At 42.6% G+C, this 19,349-nt stretch carries 14 protein-coding genes; 7 read left to right on the plus strand and 7 right to left on the minus strand.

Going from position 1 to position 19,349, the window contains the following annotated elements; all coding sequences use genetic code 11:
* Positions 1–717: 717 nt before the first annotated feature.
* Together FTT87_RS07675 and FTT87_RS07680 are read right to left on the minus strand one after the other, a co-directional pair.
* Positions 718–2,163 (minus strand): amino acid permease, encoded by a 1,446-nt coding sequence (locus FTT87_RS07675; protein ID WP_180081224.1) that lies wholly within the window; start codon positions 2,161–2,163, stop codon positions 718–720.
* 417 nt (positions 2,164–2,580) lie between these two features.
* Complete coding sequence (locus FTT87_RS07680; RefSeq protein WP_166167694.1) at positions 2,581–4,083, minus strand: PLP-dependent aminotransferase family protein; 1,503 nt, start codon at positions 4,081–4,083, stop codon at positions 2,581–2,583.
* A 319-nt stretch (positions 4,084–4,402) separates the two neighbouring features.
* On the opposite strand from FTT87_RS07680, the gene FTT87_RS07685 reads away from it, so the two are divergent.
* The 4 genes from FTT87_RS07685 (at position 4,403) to FTT87_RS07700 (ending at position 10,009) form a co-directional block, all read left to right on the plus strand.
* Entirely contained in the window at positions 4,403–5,674 is a 1,272-nt protein-coding gene (locus FTT87_RS07685) for a Glu/Leu/Phe/Val dehydrogenase (RefSeq protein WP_166167856.1), read from the plus strand.
* 145 nt (positions 5,675–5,819) lie between these two features.
* Positions 5,820–7,001 (plus strand): hypothetical protein, encoded by a 1,182-nt coding sequence (locus FTT87_RS07690; RefSeq protein ID WP_180081222.1) that lies wholly within the window; start codon positions 5,820–5,822, stop codon positions 6,999–7,001.
* Positions 7,002–7,281: 280 nt separating this feature from the next.
* Complete coding sequence (gene gabT / locus FTT87_RS07695) at positions 7,282–8,541, plus strand: 4-aminobutyrate--2-oxoglutarate transaminase (protein WP_166167689.1); 1,260 nt, start codon at positions 7,282–7,284, stop codon at positions 8,539–8,541.
* A gap of 19 nt (positions 8,542–8,560) precedes the next feature.
* The gene (locus FTT87_RS07700; RefSeq protein ID WP_180042446.1) at positions 8,561–10,009 is read left to right on the plus strand and encodes an NAD-dependent succinate-semialdehyde dehydrogenase; all 1,449 of its coding nucleotides are present in this window, start codon (positions 8,561–8,563) and stop codon (positions 10,007–10,009) included.
* 588 nt (positions 10,010–10,597) lie between these two features.
* Here the strand turns inward: FTT87_RS07700 and FTT87_RS16225 are convergent.
* The 4 genes from FTT87_RS16225 to hcaE all read right to left on the minus strand — a co-directional run bounded on the left by FTT87_RS16225 (position 10,598) and on the right by hcaE (position 13,750).
* Positions 10,598–10,744 (minus strand): hypothetical protein, encoded by a 147-nt coding sequence (locus FTT87_RS16225; RefSeq protein WP_180042445.1) that lies wholly within the window; start codon positions 10,742–10,744, stop codon positions 10,598–10,600.
* Positions 10,745–10,748: 4 nt separating this feature from the next.
* The gene (locus FTT87_RS07710; protein ID WP_180042444.1) at positions 10,749–11,714 is read right to left on the minus strand and encodes a 3-carboxyethylcatechol 2,3-dioxygenase; all 966 of its coding nucleotides are present in this window, start codon (positions 11,712–11,714) and stop codon (positions 10,749–10,751) included.
* Between the two features lie 153 nt (positions 11,715–11,867).
* A complete protein-coding gene (hcaF, locus tag FTT87_RS07715) occupies positions 11,868–12,386 on the minus strand; it encodes a 3-phenylpropionate/cinnamic acid dioxygenase subunit beta (protein ID WP_180042443.1) in 519 nt (172 codons plus the stop codon).
* On the minus strand, positions 12,383–13,750 hold the full coding sequence (hcaE, locus tag FTT87_RS07720) for a 3-phenylpropionate/cinnamic acid dioxygenase subunit alpha (RefSeq protein ID WP_166167679.1): 1,368 nt from the start codon (positions 13,748–13,750) through the stop codon (positions 12,383–12,385). The genes hcaF and hcaE overlap by 4 nt, the downstream gene beginning before the upstream one ends.
* A 1,536-nt stretch (positions 13,751–15,286) precedes the next feature.
* On the opposite strand from hcaE, the gene FTT87_RS07725 reads away from it, so the two are divergent.
* The gene (locus FTT87_RS07725; protein WP_200223048.1) at positions 15,287–15,769 is read left to right on the plus strand and encodes a VOC family protein; all 483 of its coding nucleotides are present in this window, start codon (positions 15,287–15,289) and stop codon (positions 15,767–15,769) included.
* A gap of 604 nt (positions 15,770–16,373) precedes the next feature.
* Positions 16,374–16,952, plus strand: coding sequence for a hypothetical protein (locus FTT87_RS07730; RefSeq protein ID WP_180081220.1), 579 nt, complete (start codon positions 16,374–16,376; stop codon positions 16,950–16,952).
* A 314-nt stretch (positions 16,953–17,266) separates the two neighbouring features.
* On the opposite strand, the gene FTT87_RS07735 is transcribed toward FTT87_RS07730, so the two are convergent.
* A complete protein-coding gene (locus tag FTT87_RS07735) occupies positions 17,267–17,599 on the minus strand; it encodes a hypothetical protein (protein ID WP_086195998.1) in 333 nt (110 codons plus the stop codon).
* A gap of 338 nt (positions 17,600–17,937) precedes the next feature.
* On the opposite strand from FTT87_RS07735, the gene apbC reads away from it, so the two are divergent.
* On the plus strand, positions 17,938–19,215 hold the full coding sequence (gene apbC, locus FTT87_RS07740; protein WP_086195997.1) for an iron-sulfur cluster carrier protein ApbC: 1,278 nt from the start codon (positions 17,938–17,940) through the stop codon (positions 19,213–19,215).
* Positions 19,216–19,349: the final 134 nt, after the last annotated feature.

Consider the following 19,349-nt stretch of genomic DNA (forward strand, 5'->3'; position numbering starts at 1 on the left):
GAGCTAATTGAAATGTTATAACATTATATTTATTTCTAAGTGTAATTTGCTGCTATAATGCCGTACGCTACTTCAAATCCTGAATTCGGATTTGAACAAGATTTTAAAGTGATTCAATGCACTAAATCTAATTTGGGTCAAAATTGGGTCAATGAATTTTTTTATTCAACAAAAGAGCTTTAAAATGAATGAGTTAGGTTTTGAGTTCAATTGACGCCACCTCTTAAATTTGTATGTTGTTGAATGACGATATATAAGTAAATGAAGCTTAAATCTCAATGGTTTAGGCTTTTTTTATGCCTGTATATAACTGAGCTTAACCGAGTATATGAGTTTGATCATATCGTGTATTATTGATAAGTAATTGAAACCATTGTGATACACAATAAAGCGTTCAGATATTAAAAAGCGCCCTTTATCAGATCCAGTATTAGAAAATCTAAAATCTGAAGATAAGGACTATCGGGAACTTGATTTTGTTCGCCATGTTATCCAAGAAAAAAAGATCTATAAAATGGGAGATTATTTAAGGCATTTTAGGCAGATGATGCCCGACTATTGAGAACGTTGCTACTATTTATATCCGATAAAAAGAAGAGCAGTTTTTGAATGATAAAAGATCTTTTATTGTTATTGGTAGGTGAAAGTTTAGATTAACGATTCACCTACCAGCTGGGTCTGATTCTGTCCCCAAGATTTATTTTATCAGCTTGAGCGTTAAATATTGTCGCTCAGGTTTATTCTATTTTGCGAAATTTTTTTTTGTGAATCTTTACCCCAATTGAATTTTTGTGCACAGATGCCTAATCCCACAATAAAGAGTGCAAGCAAGCTGGTATAAGTCACTTCTTTGAAATATGTTCCTTCAACCAGCATGGTAATCAGGGCACAAATAATAAAGAAAATTGCCAGATAAGTCAGCCAGGGGAATAACCACATTTTAAAGTCAATCACTTGTCCTTCCGCTTCTAATTTCTTACGCATACGTAATTGAGAAAAAGCAATGGTGAGATAGACATAGAGTGCCGCTGTACCTGTCGCTAACATAAAGATGTCGTAGACATTCATACTTTCAGTGGCCGTCAGGTAGGTTGCCAATAAAGCGAATGATGATGACACCAGAACACCCATCCAAGGACTACCATTACGGTTGATTAAACCAAAACTTTTCGGTGCATCGCAACGTTTTGACAATGAAAACAGCATGCGTGAACAGGTATAGAGTGCAGAGTTAAAACAGCTACACACTGAAGTCAGAACCACAAAATTGACAATGTGTTTTGCTTCTGGAATACCAAGTGCAGTTAAGGTCACACTATAGGTTCCCCAAGTTGGGTCTTTGAGTAGTGGATTGTTATGTGGAATGAGGCAGACGGTAATAAGCATTGAACCAACATAGAACAACATGATACGCCATACCACTGAGTTCGATGCTTTACGGATTTCACGTGCAGGGTTTTGTGATTCTGCGGCAGCCACCGTCACAATTTCAGCGCCAATGTAGGCAAACATAACTCCGAGTAATGCCGTGATTACCGCAGAGAAACCATTGGGCATGAAACCTTCAGCGGTTAAATGGGTAATACCTGTCGCACCTGCTTGGCTCCATGGCCATAAGTGCATGACGGCCAAGCTACCAATGACTAAGAAAATAACAATTGCAATCACTTTGATCAGTGCAAACCAAAACTCAAATTCACCATAGTTTTTGACATTTTGTAAGTTAACTACAACCAATGACACAATCACTAGGAGCATATAGCCCCAGATGGGGATAAACGGAAACCAGCTGTTGAGAATTTTACCTGCGACATACGCTTCCCAGCCCATCAGTAAGGCCCAAGAACACCAATACAGCCAGCCAATGGTAAAACCTGCCCAGCGGCCAATTGCACGATCAGCATAGGTTGAGAATGAACCGCTATCCGGGTTGAGAACGGCCATCTCACCCAGCATGCGCATGATTAATAGAATGAGCAACCCACCAAAAGCATAGGCCAAAATTGCAGCGGGACCTGCCGAGTAGATTACATTACCAGAGCCAATGAACAGTGAGCCACCAATTACCCCGGCAATCGAGATCATTGTAAGATGACGTGACTTAAGTCCACTTTTTAAGCCGTGTGATGAATCGGGCGTGGAGACATGTTGATGTTCTGCCATATAATTTCCCTTAATATCCATAGTGTAACAGCAATAGAGCTCTCTACCTTGTGTACACTATCTATCCTTTGAAACTGTAACCGAATTCGCAATCACTTCATTAATTTTAAGTTAAACTTAATAAAGCTGATGTTTCTATAAACACATGAAAAATCACACTTTGATTACAAAACTGTTACATGCTGTTTATGTATGCTGCTAATTTCTCTTTTTTGTTGTCAGGTGACGAGAGCCATTTTTTAGCTATTGAAGGGAGCCAATTGCTTTAAAAAGGTGAAAATTACAGAAAGAAATGTTTACAGAAAAATAAAGACTAAATAAAATGAAGTGGCCATAAAAGGTTTTACTCCTTGTTTAAAAACTGGCCTATAATATATTGATTTTAAAAATAAAATTTTAATTAGAATCGGAATTTTACTAGTTTAAAGTATGAATTCCATTGTCGCGCAAGCATTTCAACAGTACGCCGAAAGCCACCAATATTTCTTGTTCCCTCACGCAGGCGAAACCGAGCAGTAATCCTTTCTGCCGGGTAGAATAGTGCTTGGTATAGTATTGCGATAGGGCTCTGACCTTAATACCTTGATCAAGTGCATTCGATGCAATCAGGACATCATCACTGCTGCTTGGCAGTTTTAAAATCAGGTGTAGGCCTGCTGCCGTGTTGTATTCGTGCAGAAAATCTTCACCTAAATGACGGTGAATTAAATCAATCAGAAATGCATGGCGTTTACTGTAGAGTAAGCGCATGCGTCGGATATGCGCCTCATAATGGCCTTCACGGATAAATTCTGCCAGTGCCTTCTGATCAATTAAATGTCCACCGCGATAGAGTTCTGCGGCCACAATGCGCAGCGGGGAAAACAGTTTCTTCGGAACCACCAGATAGCCGATACGCAGTGCAGGATAAATGGTTTTGCTGAATGTGCCCATATAAATGACCGGGGAATCAGGTTCCAATCCTTGTAAAGACGGATAGGGCTGGCCTGAAAACCTGAATTCACTGTCATAATCATCTTCCACAATCCAGCTTTTATGCTGCCGGGCAATTGCAATCAGCTGTTTGCGTCGTTCCAGGCTTAGATGTGAACCTAGCGGATACTGGTGGGAGGGTGTAACAAAGATCAGCTTGGGGGGTACTTTCGGATCAAGATCAGGAATAATGCCTTCCTGATCGACCGGCAGTGAACGCAGATTGACCCCGTTAATGCGCAAAATGTTGCGGGCGCCCCAGTAGGCTGGATCTTCGATCCAGACTTCATCGCCAATGTCGCTCAAGGTACGCGAGACTAAATCAATCGCCTGATGCGTGCCTTCGGTAATAATGATTTGATCGGCATCGCATTGCACCGAACGTGCAATTTTCAGATATTCCGCAAGTTCTTGGCGCAGTTCCAGACAGCCGCCAGCATTGCTGTAAATCAAGCGGGTAATTTCCGGTTCACGGCTCAAACGGGTCTGAATTTTGCTAAAAATGTGATGCGGAAACTCTGTCACATCCGGTGCACCGGGAACAAAAGCACCCCATTGATAAGGCGAGGCTGCTGAATAGCCGATTAAGTAAGAACCACGCTGAGACAAGCTGTAACTTTGCTGAGATTTTTTTTCTTGAATAGGGGCGTTGCTATTTTCCGCCTTGATTAAAAAGGATTCGGGCAGTTTATCTGTGACCCAGGTGCCTTGTCCTGTGCGGGCATCGACATACCCTTGTGCCTGTAATTGTTCATACGCACTTAATACCGTATTACGGGAAACCTTGATCTCTTTGGCCAGATCGCGGGATGCCGGCAGACGAGTCTTGGGTGCCAATACGCCGTCAATTATGGCATTACGTAAGCAGCGAAATAATCGTAGCTGCAATGTTCCATCGATATCTTGCTGTAATCGCTGCAGCAAATAGTCTCCAAGCAAGCTACGCAATTGGCTCTCTCCTACAAATTCAAAGTGGCTCTCGTGAGAGCGATATCGGTATGTGCAAAATAATCTGGTCAGGCAGTAATTGTAAAGTATCCCGTTGTTGCACAGTGCATGTAAATACGGGCCTGTAAACGGCAGGCAATATACACATATCTTGGTTAAAGCCAAAGCGAAAAATCCAAGCTGAATGTTTTAGCTCAGATCACGCTGGCTACAGAGCTGAATCAATAAATGCCGACAAGCAGAGATAAATTTATACTTTTTGCGGTCGCAAGGAAATGCGTCTGCATACAAAAAATAGGATCATGCAATGAACACAATGATGAAGGGGCTCACCTATACCGAGCACGGTACGACGGCCTGGAACAATTATCTGAAACAGCTGGATAAAGTGGCTCCTTATCTGGGTGAACTCAGCGAAAGACTGGATATGTTGCGACGTCCGAAGCGAAGCCTGATTGTGGATATTCCGGTGATTATGGATGATGGCAGCGTTCAGCATTTTGAAGGTTATCGAGTTCAGCATAATTTGACCCGCGGTCCGGGCAAGGGCGGTGTGCGCTTCCATCCTGATGTCAATTTAGATGAGGTGATGGCACTGTCGGCATGGATGACGATTAAGTGTGCGGCACTGAATTTACCTTTTGGGGGGGCCAAAGGCGGTGTACGGGTTGATCCAAGCCAGTTATCCAAGCGTGAACTAGAACGATTGACACGGCGTTATACCGCAGAAATCAATTTGGTTATTGGGCCGCAAAAGGATATTCCGGCACCGGATGTGGGGACCAATCCGCAAATTATGGCCTGGATGATGGACACCTTTTCCATGAATGCCGGTTCTACCATTACCGGTGTGGTGACCGGGAAACCCGTGCATCTTGGCGGTTCTTTAGGCCGCAGTAAAGCCACAGGACGTGGCGTGTATATTAGCGGGCGTGAAGTGGCGCAGCAAATTGACCTGGATTTAAAGGATGCCCGGGTGTGTGTGCAGGGGTTTGGTAATGTCGGCAGCGAAGCCGCCTTGCTGTTTCATGAAAATGGCAGCAAAGTGATTTGCGTACAGGATCACTCCGCAACCCTATATCAGGAACAAGGGATTGATATTCCCAAGTTAATGGAATATTCAAACACCTATCACAAGATTCAGGGGTTTGCTGCAAGCGACGAAATCGCGATGGCAAAATTCTGGCAAATTCCCGCAGAAGTGTTTATTCCTGCGGCGCTGGAAGGGGTGATTGATGTGCATGTTGCCCAAACTATTCAAGCCAAGATCATTTTGGAAGGGGCCAATGGTCCGACCCTCACTGAAGCGGATGAAATCCTGAGTCAGCGTCAAATCACTGTTGTACCGGACGTGATCTGCAATGCTGGTGGCGTGACTGTCAGCTATTTCGAATGGGTACAAGACCTTGCCAGCTATTTCTGGACAGAAGAAGAAATCAATCAGCGCATGGATGTGATCATGAAAAATGCTGTGCATGACGTTTGGCTCAAAGCCATGCAGGCCGGATGTTCTTTACGTACCGCAGCTTATATTTTGGCATGTGAACGAATTCTGATGGCTCGCCAAGAGCGCGGCATCTATCCAGGTTAAGGGTAGGGTCTCTTGCAGGATGCAATATTTGACCCGGCATAAGTTTGGATATTTAACGCCTTTGCTGATTCCATTTGGTCAGAAACTTTGCTTTTGCCAGCGACCTGGTTTTGAAAATTATTATTTCTTTTTTGGGGCTTCTATAATGTCGCAACGTTTTTTAGTAAAACCATTTTCGTTCTGTGCGCTTGTCGCCAGTGCCGTTACGATGTCTGCCACCGTGCAGGCAGATTCGCTTTCTTGGGGAGATGCCGATACCGATTTAGGCAAACTGACCGTATCGGGGTGGCTACGAGCGAATTATCAGGATAAGGATTATTCGGACAGTGACCATAAAGTAAAGTTTAATGCGGCGAAACTCAGCCTGAAATATGATGCCAAGTCATTGTTCGGCGATGTGGAATACCGTTGCTATCAAAATGATACCCTATGTGATTTTTCAACTTTGGTGAATGCCAACTTGGGCTATAAGCTGAATGATGACAGCCGCATCACCTTGGGTCTGCAAGATATGCCTTTTGGTATTGGCCGCTTCTGGAGCAGCAGCTGGTACGGCAGTTCAATGGACAATGCCGGACTGGAAGATGTGCATAATCTGGGTATTAACTGGCAGCAGCAGCTAGGTACAAATACCAAAGTCAATGTGGCTTATTTTGTGCGTGATGGGGGAAGTTTTGCCGGCACTGGTGACGATGCTGCGCGTTATGCGGCCAATTATGTCAAGCCGGAAGATGCCAGCACCGATGACATTGAAGAAAAAAACATGTGGGTTGCACGTATCAATCAGCAGATTCCACTACAGGACAGCCCGGTTAAACTGAATGTTGGCGGCTCGTATTGGTATTCAGATTTGGAAAATAACCGCAATGGTCAAACTGGGCATCGCAATGCATGGAATGTGTTTGGTCGCTTAAACTACCAGAATGCAAACCTGACCCTGACTGCCGGACAGAATCGCGCAGATACCCAGGCTGTAGATAATCCAAATTATGCGACGGTAGGTTCTTTTGAATCGAAGTATCATGTGGCCAATAAAGCCAATTATTATGTGGCGAATCTGGATTATCAAATGACTGATTTTTATAAGGATTACGATCTGACGCCTTATGTCAGCTATACCGTCTTTGATAAAGACAAGTCCGGTTTCGCCACATCTACACGCAATATTTTGGGTGCTCAGCTGGATGTTAAGCAGTTTTCGCTGGCAGCCGAATATATCATCGGTAAAAATGATGTATTCATTGGCGGTGATGCCGGTTCTTTGGCGCAAGGAGATGCAGCAGGCCATAGCCGACTGCTGAATTTACTGTTTATGTACAATTTCTAAATTTTTGCTCTCAGTTATCAAGATGGCACCTTATAAAAAGGTGCTATTTTTTTATGGTGTAATTTCAAGTTTATGATTTGTATTTAATTATTCTGTTTTTTGATTTTTTAAATCTTCGGGACAGGGTGAATTGGCCCTGTCTATCTGATTCAAAGTGGCTCTCGTGTCAGGCCGATAAAAGCGCAAAATGAGGAAGATCAACCAGTCATTTGCATCTCATCAATCACATGATATGGATGCCAAAATTTTACACTGTATGAATCAAGAATGAGGATACAAAATGGACAGTAAACACTCTGCACTGAATGCACGTAAACAGCAAGCGACGCCTCGTGGTGTTGGTGTCATGTGTCAATGGTACGCGGAGAAAGCAGAGAACTCGACAATTTGGGATGCTGAAGGCAATCAATATATCGATTTCGCAGGTGGTATTGCGGTACTGAATACCGGTCATCGTCATCCTAAAATTATTGCTGCTGTTACTGAACAATTAACAAAATTTACCCATACAGCCTATCAGGTTGTACCTTACGAAAGTTATGTCTCTCTTGCTGAGCGTATTAATGAGCGTGCACCAATTGACGGCCCTGCAAAAACCTCATTCTTTTCTACTGGTGCTGAAGCAGTAGAAAATGCAGTTAAAATTGCCCGTGCCTATACTGGCCGTCACGGCATTGTAACTTTTGGTAACGGTTTCCATGGTCGTTCATTCATGACCATGGCCATGACGGGTAAAACTGCCCCTTACAAACGTGACTTTGGGGTAATGCCGGCGGGTGTTTTCCATGCACGTTATCCGGTAGAGTCAAAAGGCATTACTGTGGACGATGCCATCCAAAGCATTGAAGACATTTTTGCTGAAGATGTGGCTGCACATGATGTGGCGGCAATCGTACTTGAGCCTGTGCAAGGTGAAGGCGGTTTTAATGTTGTACCGGCAGAATTTTTAAAGCGTTTACGTGCATTGTGTGATCAGCATGGTATTTTGATGATTGCAGATGAAGTACAAACAGGCTTTGCCCGTACCGGTAAACTGTTTGCCATGAATCACTACGAAACCAAAGCAGACCTGATCACGATGGCAAAAAGCCTGGGCGGTGGTTTCCCGATCTCTGGCGTGGTTGGTCGTACTGAAGTTATGGATGCACCGAATCCTGGCGGCTTAGGCGGTACTTATGCGGGTAGTCCGATCGCCGTTGCTGCAGCACATGCAGTTATTGATGTGATTGAAGGTGAAGGTCTGTGTGATCGTGCCAATGTCTTGGGTGCGGAACTGGTTTCGGTATTAAATAACATTAAAGCCAGCAGCAATGTAGTCACTGATATTCGCGCGCTGGGTTCAATGGTTGCAGTAGAATTGGAAACGGCTGAACAGGCCAAAGCGGTGCAAAACTATGCAATGGCAAATGGCCTGCTGATTTTAACCTGCGGTCGTTCTGGTAATGTGATTCGTTTCCTATATCCTTTAACCATTCCAACAGCGCAATTCCGTGAAGGCCTGGCTATTTTAGAACAGGGATTTGCAACTTTAACTGCATAAGAATGAATGAGGGATTGAAATGCTTCCAGATCATTTGAAATATTTATTACAGCATCCGGATGTTTGCTTGGATCAGCCCTTAAGTGGCGATTACATCGAAGTAAAAGATGCGGCAACACATGACACGCTGGCATGGGTGAAATCCCATGACCGTGCATCGGTAGAACAAGCAATTGCTCGTTCACAGACGGCACAGAAGGCATGGAAAGCACAAACAGCATTACAACGCGCTGATGTGCTGTGGGCCTGGTTTGATTTGATGCAGGAAAATAAAGAGTCATTGGCTCAGATTTTGACTGCTGAACAAGGTAAACCTTTAGCTGAAGCGCGCGGTGAGATTGCTTATGCCGCCTCCTTTATCCGCTGGTTTGCTGAACAGGCGCGCCGTATTGACGGTGAAGTGCTGACACCAACGTTGCCGAATCAGCGCTTGTTGGTCATCAAACAGGCAATTGGGGTCACCGCTGCAATTACGCCGTGGAATTTCCCTGCAGCCATGATTACCCGTAAGGCTGCGCCTGCAATTGCTGCCGGCTGTTCTATGCTGGTTAAACCGGCTGAGCAAACGCCATTAACAGCCTATGCTCTGGAAGTGCTAGCTTTACAGGCAGGTTTACCACAAGATGTATTGCTGCACATTAGTGGCGATGCCATTGAAGTGGGCAAAACCTTGTGCGAAAGCGACACAGTGAAAAAGCTGAGCTTTACCGGTTCGACTCAAGTCGGCCGCATTTTGATGCAGCAATGTGCGCCAACCATCAAAAAACTGTCACTTGAGCTGGGTGGCAATGCGCCAGTACTGGTTTTTGATGATGCCAATCTGGAGCAGGCGGTTCAGGGCATTATGGTCAGCAAGTTCCGTAATAGCGGTCAAACCTGTGTCTGTGCCAACCGTATTTATGTGCAAGATGGCATTTATGATGCGCTGGCTGAGAAATTGACTGCCGCTGTAGCCAATTTAAAAGTGGGTGATGGCCGTCAAGACGGTTCCACTCAAGGCCCGTTAATTGATGAAGATGCAATTACCAAGGTGCAGTCGCATATTACAGATGCAGCGAGCAAAGGTGCACAGATTAAAATTGGTGGCCAGCGTTCAAGTCTAGGCGGCACTTTCTTTGAGCCTACCGTGCTGACTGAAGTAACCCAGGACATGAAAGTGGCTAAAGAAGAAACTTTTGGTCCATTGGCTCCATTATTCCGCTTCCACACGGAAGAAGAAGCGGTGGCGATGGCAAATGATACCGAGTTTGGCTTGGCTACTTATGTATTCACACAGAGTACAGCGCGTCAATGGCGTGTCGGTGAAGCATTGGAATATGGCATGGTCGGAATTAATACCGGTGCCATTTCTAATGAAGTTGCGCCATTTGGTGGTGTGAAGCAATCTGGTTTAGGACGTGAAGGTTCTAAATTCGGTATTGATGAATATCTCGAAATGAAATATCTGTGTGTAGATTTATCTTCATAATAAATGCTACATCAACCAGTTAAAAATCAGCCCTGCCCATTCAGGGCTGATTTTTATACAATAAAAACTGTTTAAACTTAACTCACACAGCAGTTAAAAAATATTTTTAAGCAACATGATTTGTCTATATCAATAACTGGAATTGATTTTCTGCCAAATATCTTTATTGGCTAAAATTATTCTGATCCTAGCCATGAAAGAAGAGTTTCCATTTCTTTTCTTGTAAAGGGGTCCGGTATTTCAACTTGAACCTTACGGTTTTTGATTTTATTCATTGGATTTCTAGAAATAATATTATTCTTTACGGCCACTTCAAATACATCTCTTAAGGGAGTTGCACAGTTGTTAAAAATTTTAGCTGTTTGAAAATGCGTTTTTTTCTGGTCACTATAGTTTTTCTTCTGTTTTAGACCTTTAGATTAGAATTTTTGTAGCATCTATAATCCCAACATTCCAATCAATACCTTCGCCTTCAGGCAACTTTTTCGGCAAATTGAAAAGTCTGGGCGGCCTGGCTGCACTATGGGAACCAGTGCCGGTGATTCTTCCAGATTAAGCAGAGTATAAATATGTTTACTCAACGTATCCTTAGCTTACCAAGTGACATCCTATACCAGCCGTTACAAGCAACAGCTTGTGATAAGCAACACCGTCACCATTTTGAAATTCAACCGTATGCGCTTCAGCGTTGATTTTATTTACGCTATTGCCACGGATGGTTTCGATGTTGCTCATGTCATTAAGCTTTTAACTCAGCAGATACGATGCCGAAGCCCGCAATCCACTCACTGATTTCTTCATAGCAATGTGTCGTCATGTCGTATTCGCCCAGTTCGCTCAAGGCAGCAAATGCAGCCATCCAGGCACGAACTTCCTGACCACCACGGCCACCGTCACGGCGGATTTCAGCTTCAGTCATGGCTTCCAGTGCAGCGAAATCTGCATTTTTGAATTTTTCAAGTAATGCCAGATCCCACTCAGGGTTTAGAGGCACAGAAATGCTCTTGTCGCCTGCAGCCAGACGCTGACCGACAGAAATCACATTCGCCTGACGGGCATTACGTGCTTCAGGTGTCGGGTTACGGCCCGCAATCAGGAACTCTTCCACTTCTGGTGGCACAGAACCCATTTGCGGAGTCGGTGGATCGTGTGAAAGGCCACCCGTACCCAGTACAAGTACACGTTCATTTTCAAGGTTTAAAGATTTGATAAACTGACCTACAGCACGGCCTAAAGCGATGGTACGCTTGGTGGTGGGCATGGGTGCTGCAGCGCCATTAATAAAAACCGGAATTGTTGGATAACGGTCAAGCTGACCTTCACAGAGGAAATGTAAAGGCTGGGTTACCCCATGGTCGGCTTGCATGCGATAAGAATATGCAACATCCACACCTTCATCCAGTACATTGCGAACCAAAGCCAGTGCCTTGTCTTGAGGTACATTCAGGTGGTCATTATCTTTACCATAGTCCCAGTCACCTGCAGCCTTGGCACGAACACCGACACAGAAGCTTGGCATCAGGTCATAGAAAAAACCATTAAAATGGTCAGGACCAAAAGTAATGATCAGGGTAGGGTCATAAGCTTTTACTTCAACTGCCAGTTTGGCAAAGGCATCACGAACAACCTGTTCTTTGCGTTTTTCCTGAGGTGAAGCAAATTCCATTAAAGGGCTATGAGATGCACAAATAAGTTTGATAGCCATAAGAGACTCCTTAAAAGGAAGGCAGCCTAAGAACAGGCTGCCGATAAGTCCGTTTTGATCAGACTAGATTTTTATTCATCAAAGCATCTAGCATACAGCTGACGTAAACTACGGATATCTAGACTGTAACTTGACAAACAAAAATCTTATTCATCAGAAGAACACACTCAGGTTATGTGAGGTATAAGTCACTTGGTCTAGGGTGATTTTGCGGTCAAAAATTTGCCAGCCTAAACCACCTTCAACTTTACGGATCTTGTCGTGACGTTTACCACAGTAAATCGTAATATCTTTCTCTTTTTGAGAACGGTATAACAGGTAAGTCACGTACACGTCGTATTCGCCTGCAACTTCAGTTGGCTCGACAATCACGTTGCTCACCATGTGAGTGGTACGTGATGGAGGCTCTTCCGCCCAAGCCATACCTGTTTCCAGACGTGCTACACGGCGTTCCAACAGATGTTTGTTGTCGTTGAACACCCAAGTTGTTGGTGGCTCAACTGAACGACGACGGTCACGGGTTTGCGCGTTTGGCGTCGTACGCAGGACGTAAGAAACGTCGTCTGCCATAACATCCAGCCATTCGCGGAATTTCCAGTCATCCAGCAATTTTGCTTCACGATAAAGGAACTGACTGATTTCGTAATGAAGTTCCACACTGATTTGACTCATTTCACAAGCTCCTTCTCATATGCTTCAGTTGCTTTCTCAACATCTTCCCATTCTTTATGAATCAGCAGGTCTGCCCAACGACGATAAAAACCACGTGCTGCTGTTTCAGAGAAAATATAGCTGGTGATACCAGGGACACCATCTTCACGTACTTTTTCGCTGCCTTTACCCATCTCAACGATCAGTTTGTTTTGACGAGCTTTATAACCACGTAATACTTTTTGAATTTCTACCCAGTTTTCAGAGTCATCTTGCTCAAGGAAACCAGCAGGACCGAAAGCACGGGTTGCAGAACGTTCAAATGCATCTTTCACGTCTTGTGGTGCATCAGCATCACAGATACAGAATGCCCAAACTTCAGTTTTGTTTGGACCACGTGGGTGCCATACACGAAGTGTTGCAGTACCGTTCAACCAAGACAGTGTCGGGAACATGGTGTTGTGACCTGCTAGACGCAGTGCACGGGTTTCACCTAAACGTTCTTTTACTTCTTCATAAGTTTCACGGAAATAGTTTGCTACTTCACCATCTACCCAAACGTTTGCATCTGGTTTTTCGGTGAAGAAGAAGCCTGAACCATGGCCACGTGAACCGAATTGGATCGCGTCTTTCGCTGTTTCCCACACTGGACGGGCCGTTTGTGCTGCACCAAGGTGTTTAGACGCATCATCGTCCGGTTTTGCACCAAGCACCTGTACTGCAGATGCATGAGAGAACAATGCGTGGTATTGGTCAGATGCGAACTGTTCAGCAGCAAATTTCCAGTTACACTCGATTTCCCACTTGTGTACACCACCAACAATCACTGTACCACCAGGGCGACGATCTAGAACACCATCTAAATACCAAGCCATATCGCCCATGTATTCTTCTAGGTCAGGCGTTGTTTCATCCCAGCAGCCAAATACCAGGCCTTTGTAGGATTTAACACGGGTTACTTCAAGTAATCCCCATTCTTTTTTGCAAGCCCCTTGTGGGTAAGCACGCTCTTCAAGCGGAATGTCTTTTAAAGAACCGTCAATACCGTATGACCAGCCGTGGTATGGGCAAGTGAACGCACGGGTATTACCACAGTCTGCGAAGCTTACGCGCATAGCACGGTGACGACATTGGTTTAAGAATGCTTTAACTGAACCGTCTTTTTGGCGTGCCACAATAATCGGATCTTCACCCATGTAGGTGTTAAAAAAGTCACCGGCTTTAGGAATCTGGCTTTCATGGCAAAGGAATAACCATGTACGACCAAACACGCGTTCAAGTTCTAATTCGTATAAATCTGGATCTGTATAAATAGATGGAGTAATACGTCCATTTTGTGCATCGACTAAAGCGTCGATTTCGCGCACATCAATTTTTCCACTCATGAAAAGCTCCTGCGACCAATCTTGGCACAAAGTAATAGACTTAACTTTTCAACGATGATGAAATTTTCGGGTGTATTTTAGGAAATATTTTATTTATTTTAATTAATATATTTAATGGATTATTATTGTGGTAATAATTCCTATTAAATTGCTCGTGATTATAATCTGTTTTTTAATTTAATGAACGTATTTTTTTTAGTAATTCCTACTAAATTGATAGTATTTAAAGTGTGTTTTTTTAATTTAATTAATATTATTTAACTAGAATATTGTTTTTCAATTTTTTATTGTTTATTTACAAACATTTAATTTAATATTATCTATTTTTATTGATATGTTTTTTCATTGTTTTTTAGGAATAATTCCTACTAAATTACTCATATTTTGGATGTGTTGTTTTATTTTAATTTTTGTATTTACAATTATAATTAAAGTAGTAATTCCTACTAAAATACTTATATTTAAGGTGGGCATATTTTTTTAGGTGTTAGGTGTAAGATTTTTTATTACTCGGCGAGTCGGTTATATAAAACTATGGTGCCTCCATTACTTTATGAGCGTTGCTGAAGAGGTGAACTTCTCTTAGTCAATAAATCAAAGATGAGGAATAAGGCATTGATGTGAAAAGCCATAATGTATCAAACCTAAAGAGGAGTTTGCTGAGGAAAATGTATTTTCCTTAAATGGGTACTTGACCCTGCACAACGCGGTTTTTGACTTTACTAAAAGCTTAGGGCATTCGGCACAATATTGTACAAAAGGTCAAGAATATCCTGTCTAACCTTTATTATCTCGATCGGGGTGAGCTGAGAATGTACCATTTTGCTGGGCTATATTGTGTCTTTGAGTATGGATGAACGTGTGCTTCAGTCATGGATATAAAGCTAATTTATCCTTTAGGTGAATATGAAGGAACTCCGGAGGAGTACAGAGGCTCGTTTTTTATTTCTTTTGATAAATCGTTTATTTTTAAATCATCAACCATCGTTCAAATTCAGCAACTTTAGCTATTTTTCTAACCATGGCAGCATCAAAAAAAACTATCAAAAAGCCCACATTAATCAATTCCTGACGAATATCCTCTATCTTTTGCTACTTAAGTCTAATACGGTTTTCATGAATAAAAATAGGGATTTAGACGCCAAAAATATTGTGAAAATTATGTTTAACTCTAAATCAGCATTTAATGAAAGTAGTAATCATTTAATTATCGGTAATCCCCCTAAAAATGATCGTCTCTCAGACTCCCATGAATTATCGTTAATTATCAAAATGAAAATATTTTAGTGATAGAGGAATACCACAAACCTATCTCATAATTTTTTATCATCATTCATTAAATCCTATGAAAAATTAGTAGTTTTGCTCACTAAAAAATACGTTTAGATTAATAAAAATACAATTATGAAATAGGCCTATTCCATTTTTTGCTTAAATATAGAAAAAGTGTTGAATAGCATATTTAGACCGATATTGGACATATTGGACAGTGATGACGAATCACATCAACTCTAGTCTCTATAAAGAGGTGAAATGATGAATATTGCAAAGAATAGCATATGCCTTTGGTACGATAATGACGCTGAAGGCGCTGCAAGATTTTATGCTGAGACCTTTCCTGATTCATCGATCGGTGCAGTACATTGTGCACCTGGAAATTATCCATCAGGGAAAGCAGGGGATATTTTAACTGTGGAGTTTACCGTGCTAGGCGTTGCCTGCATCGGACTGAATGGCGGATCAGCATTTAAACACAACGAAGCGTTCTCATTTCAGGTGGCGACCGAGGATCAGGATGAAACGGATCGCTACTGGAATGCGATTGTCGGAAATGGTGGTCAGGAAAGCGAATGTGGTTGGTGTAAAGATAAATGGGGAATCTCTTGGCAGATTACCCCAATCGTCCTAACGAAAGCTTATACCAGTCCTGACCGTGCGGCTGCCAAACGTGCATTTGATGCCATGATGACCATGAAAAAAATTGACATTTCTGTAATAGAAGCCGCATTTCGTGCTTGAGATGTGGGCAGGAGCTGGCAATTCCTTCAAGTTGTGGCCGCTTGCTTAGATGGGGCAACTCAAAACATGTTGAAAAGAACCATATTTAAAAAACCAAATCAAATATTAAAAAACTTTTATTAGAAAACTCTTGTTCGAGAATTTTTATCAGTTGCCTGATTAGAAGCTGCAAAATTAAAGCCTTCTATAATTTTTAGCACAGGTTAAAGCAGCTGAAGCTGCGTTTTTAATGAAAAATTTAAGCTGTCACTACATCTGAAGTGATGATCACTTATCATGTTCTTTCCCTATTCAAAAAGAGAATAGACAATATTTTTCCACAATATTGGGGACAGTCCAAATAAGATCGTTTTATGTTCAGGATACCGTGAGTGGCATGGTTTCTATATTGGTAAATTATTGTGTCCTAGTGATTTCATTTGTTATGAAATCTGTGCATTGCGGTACATCATATTGATGGAATAATTAAATGTGGTTAAAAATAATCCATAAAACAATAATGATGCTTTTCTCCATTTTAGCTATTTTTGTTATAAGGCGAATATTGGATCTTATAACTTGAGTGAGGGGTCCAAACATAACCTCCTATTTGGAGAAAAAGACCATGAACATCGCTAAAATATTAATGATGAGCGGATGGATAGTTCTATCCACACTGGCCATACTTGCAGCGGAGACCACAGGTGGCAAACCGGGCAGTACCTCCGCAGCTGACCAGAAGGCTATCGCCAGCGCCATGAGCGCAGCACCGAAAAAAGTCAGTGCAGCAGCCACCATTGTGGTTATAGGCAAAGATGGCAAGATGCGCACTTTGCGCAAAGGCAATAATGGTTTTACCTGTATGCCTGATAATCCGACTACCCCCGGTCCAGATCCAATGTGCATGGACAAGGATGCGCTGAAATGGGCAGAAGCCTGGATGGGACACAAACCGCCAAATGTAGGTAAAATCGGCTTTATGTATATGTTGGCGGGTGGAACCGATGCCAGTAATACCGACCCATATGCCCAAAAACCCACCAAAGGTAACCATTGGATCAAGACCGGCCCACACGTCATGATTGTCGGTGCCGAATCTGGTTTTTATAACATGTATCCCCAAAATGCCCAGCCAGATACTGCCGTACCTTATGTCATGTGGCCCGGAACGCCTTATCAGCACTTGATGATTCCGGTTAAATAAAGGTCATCGTGCGCTGTCGTGGTCATGATTCTTTAAACGCAGATTATCTTTGGAGATAAACACTTTATCTTGTATTGCAGCGGTTTGCTGAGTATGCCGCTGCAATTTAAATCCCGTTCAGGACTGCAACATGCCGCTGCGATTAGATGTGATGAACTTAACACCTATACCTGTAGTCAATTGGAAGAGCTAAAGAATATAGCCACCAAGACCTGTACAAATTAAAAAATGATGCGACTTGGATTTGCTTGTTTTTAAAGTTATTTTACCGCTAAGGACTATCCAGTGTCGCCATTTCTATGAATGATTTTGCATCATTCTTTTGTAATTTGATCTTTATTAATATCCTGATCGGTATTCAGCCATTCAATTTTTTTCACCCGATCGTTCACGATGGTAATGGTGTAAAGCATATTTTCAACTGTATAGGTATAGTCCATGGCTAGATAATGGTTTTTTCCTTCTTTGATTTCATGTGTGCTCATGGAGTTGGGGGATAAAGACATACGGTTTTGCATGTCGGAATAAGAATCTCCCAAACTGATGGACTGACCAGAAGGCGTGTGGATGGATGATGTCTCATTCGCTGCGTGATTAAATGACACTACTGACAAAAAAATCACTGGAATTATATATTTAAGTAACATGTTATCCCCAAAATAAAATGACAATCAAAACAATTTATCAATATAAAGAACAAAATAGCAGCATGTCTGTAGCAGAATTATTAACAGAAATAAGGCTGGATGCTGGATAAATTAATCTGACCTGAAGCTGTTTTACCGCCCTATATGCTTACTAGGTAAACGACTTAAACAAGGGTTTTGAAGACATAAATAAAAATACAATATGAAATAGTCCAAGCTATCGATTTATTTGGATTTATTCATACATTCATCAAGCTATAGAGAACTATGCTTAACCTTCGAGGCATTTAAAGCTAAACTATACTATTCAGCTGTATGTCCGTACTTGGAGTAAACTTATGTCGTGGCTTTCTTCGCTTAAATCTGTGTTTTCACCCGCGCAAGAGGTGAAGGAGGAAGAAATCCAGAATGTGTTACAGGGCTATATCTTGCCCAATTCCAAGCATGCCCTGAAAGACCGGATTACTCAGGTCAATGTAGAAGGTCAGGTATTACAAATCACTCTTCATACTTATCCTGAAGAAGCTGATCATTTACAACAAATTCATGATGATTTGGCCGATGCACTGGAAAAATGCGGCATCCGGGAACTGAATATGCATGTTATTCAACAAAAGCATAAACAGGATGAAAGCTGTTCTAATCCTGAGCATGGCAAACAGGGGCATAGCTGTGCAAGTGATGCACAGGCTTCAACGGCAGCTTCAGCGCAAAAACTTCCCCCTGTGGTAGATGCTGCCGGACAAACTGCTCCAGCTGAAAGCAAAGCTGCAGAAGATCCGAATAACCCACCAATCCAGAAACCGGCACCGCAGCAAAGAGATGTGCCCAAGCATCCACGCATTCAAAATGTGATCCTGGTTTCATCAGGTAAAGGGGGAGTGGGCAAATCGACCACCACCGTCAATCTTGCATTGGCTTTACAGAAACTTGGCTTAAAAGTCGGTGTTCTGGATGCAGATATCTATGGGCCGAGTATTCCAACCATGCTGGGCAATGCCGGACGTACGCCCATGATTGAAGCAGAAAACTTTGTTCCGCTGGATGCCTACGGTATGGCAGTACTCTCGATTGGACATCTAACCGGAGATAACAATACCCCGGTTGCCTGGCGTGGTCCCAAAGCGACTGGCGCTTTAATGCAATTATTTAATCAGACTTTGTGGCCAGACCTGGATGTATTGATGATTGATATGCCACCAGGGACAGGGGATATTCAATTAACTTTGGCGCAGCGTATTCCGGTGACCGGGGCAGTGATTGTCACCACCCCGCAAAATGTTGCCTTACTGGATGCAACCAAAGGCATTGAACTGTTTAATAAGGTCCAGATTCCGGTAATTGGTGTAGTGGAAAATATGTCGACCCATATCTGCTCTAATTGTGGTTATGAGGAACAGATTTTTGGTACAGGTGGAGGTGACAAATTGGCTGAACAATACCATATTCCTTTACTCGGGCGTTTACCGCTCAATGTGCAAATCCGTGAAAATGCCGATGCTGGTAAACCTTCTGTACTCGTGGGGGATGATGCAGCTGAAAGTTATATGGCGATTGCGCAAAAAATTGCCGATCAATTGCCGAAAGTAGAAAAACCACACAATAGAATTTTTTAAATTTACTGTCTGATTAAAGCAATATTTTCGAAAAGCCCAATGTTGTTTGGGCTTTAATTCCTTTAATTTTCTCTTGATGGGAGGAAATAAATCGGGGGATCAACAATTAGACAGAAGTTTATTTTATTGTTAAA

This window comes from Acinetobacter sp. YH01022, from assembly GCF_013420235.1.
Taxonomy (GTDB): Bacteria; Pseudomonadota; Gammaproteobacteria; order Pseudomonadales; family Moraxellaceae; genus Acinetobacter.

What these genes read in the sequence shown, in the direction of transcription:
- FTT87_RS07735 (WP_086195998.1), bottom strand. Translation starts at nt 17,599, where the DNA reads ATGTTACTTAAATATATAATTCCAGTGATTTTTTTGTCAGTAGTGTCA.
- FTT87_RS07730 (WP_180081220.1), top strand. Translation starts at nt 16,374, where the DNA reads ATGAACATCGCTAAAATATTAATGATGAGCGGATGGATAGTTCTATCC.
- hcaE (WP_166167679.1), bottom strand. Translation starts at nt 13,750, where the DNA reads ATGAGTGGAAAAATTGATGTGCGCGAAATCGACGCTTTAGTCGATGCA.
- FTT87_RS07675 (WP_180081224.1), bottom strand. Translation starts at nt 2,163, where the DNA reads ATGGCAGAACATCAACATGTCTCCACGCCCGATTCATCACACGGCTTA.
- FTT87_RS07690 (WP_180081222.1), top strand. Translation starts at nt 5,820, where the DNA reads ATGTCGCAACGTTTTTTAGTAAAACCATTTTCGTTCTGTGCGCTTGTC.
- hcaF (WP_180042443.1), bottom strand. Translation starts at nt 12,386, where the DNA reads ATGAGTCAAATCAGTGTGGAACTTCATTACGAAATCAGTCAGTTCCTT.
- FTT87_RS07685 (WP_166167856.1), top strand. Translation starts at nt 4,403, where the DNA reads ATGAAGGGGCTCACCTATACCGAGCACGGTACGACGGCCTGGAACAAT.
- apbC (WP_086195997.1), top strand. Translation starts at nt 17,938, where the DNA reads ATGTCGTGGCTTTCTTCGCTTAAATCTGTGTTTTCACCCGCGCAAGAG.
- FTT87_RS07700 (WP_180042446.1), top strand. Translation starts at nt 8,561, where the DNA reads ATGCTTCCAGATCATTTGAAATATTTATTACAGCATCCGGATGTTTGC.
- FTT87_RS07710 (WP_180042444.1), bottom strand. Translation starts at nt 11,714, where the DNA reads ATGGCTATCAAACTTATTTGTGCATCTCATAGCCCTTTAATGGAATTT.
- gabT (WP_166167689.1), top strand. Translation starts at nt 7,282, where the DNA reads ATGGACAGTAAACACTCTGCACTGAATGCACGTAAACAGCAAGCGACG.
- FTT87_RS16225 (WP_180042445.1), bottom strand. Translation starts at nt 10,744, where the DNA reads ATGAGCAACATCGAAACCATCCGTGGCAATAGCGTAAATAAAATCAAC.
- FTT87_RS07725 (WP_200223048.1), top strand. Translation starts at nt 15,287, where the DNA reads ATGAATATTGCAAAGAATAGCATATGCCTTTGGTACGATAATGACGCT.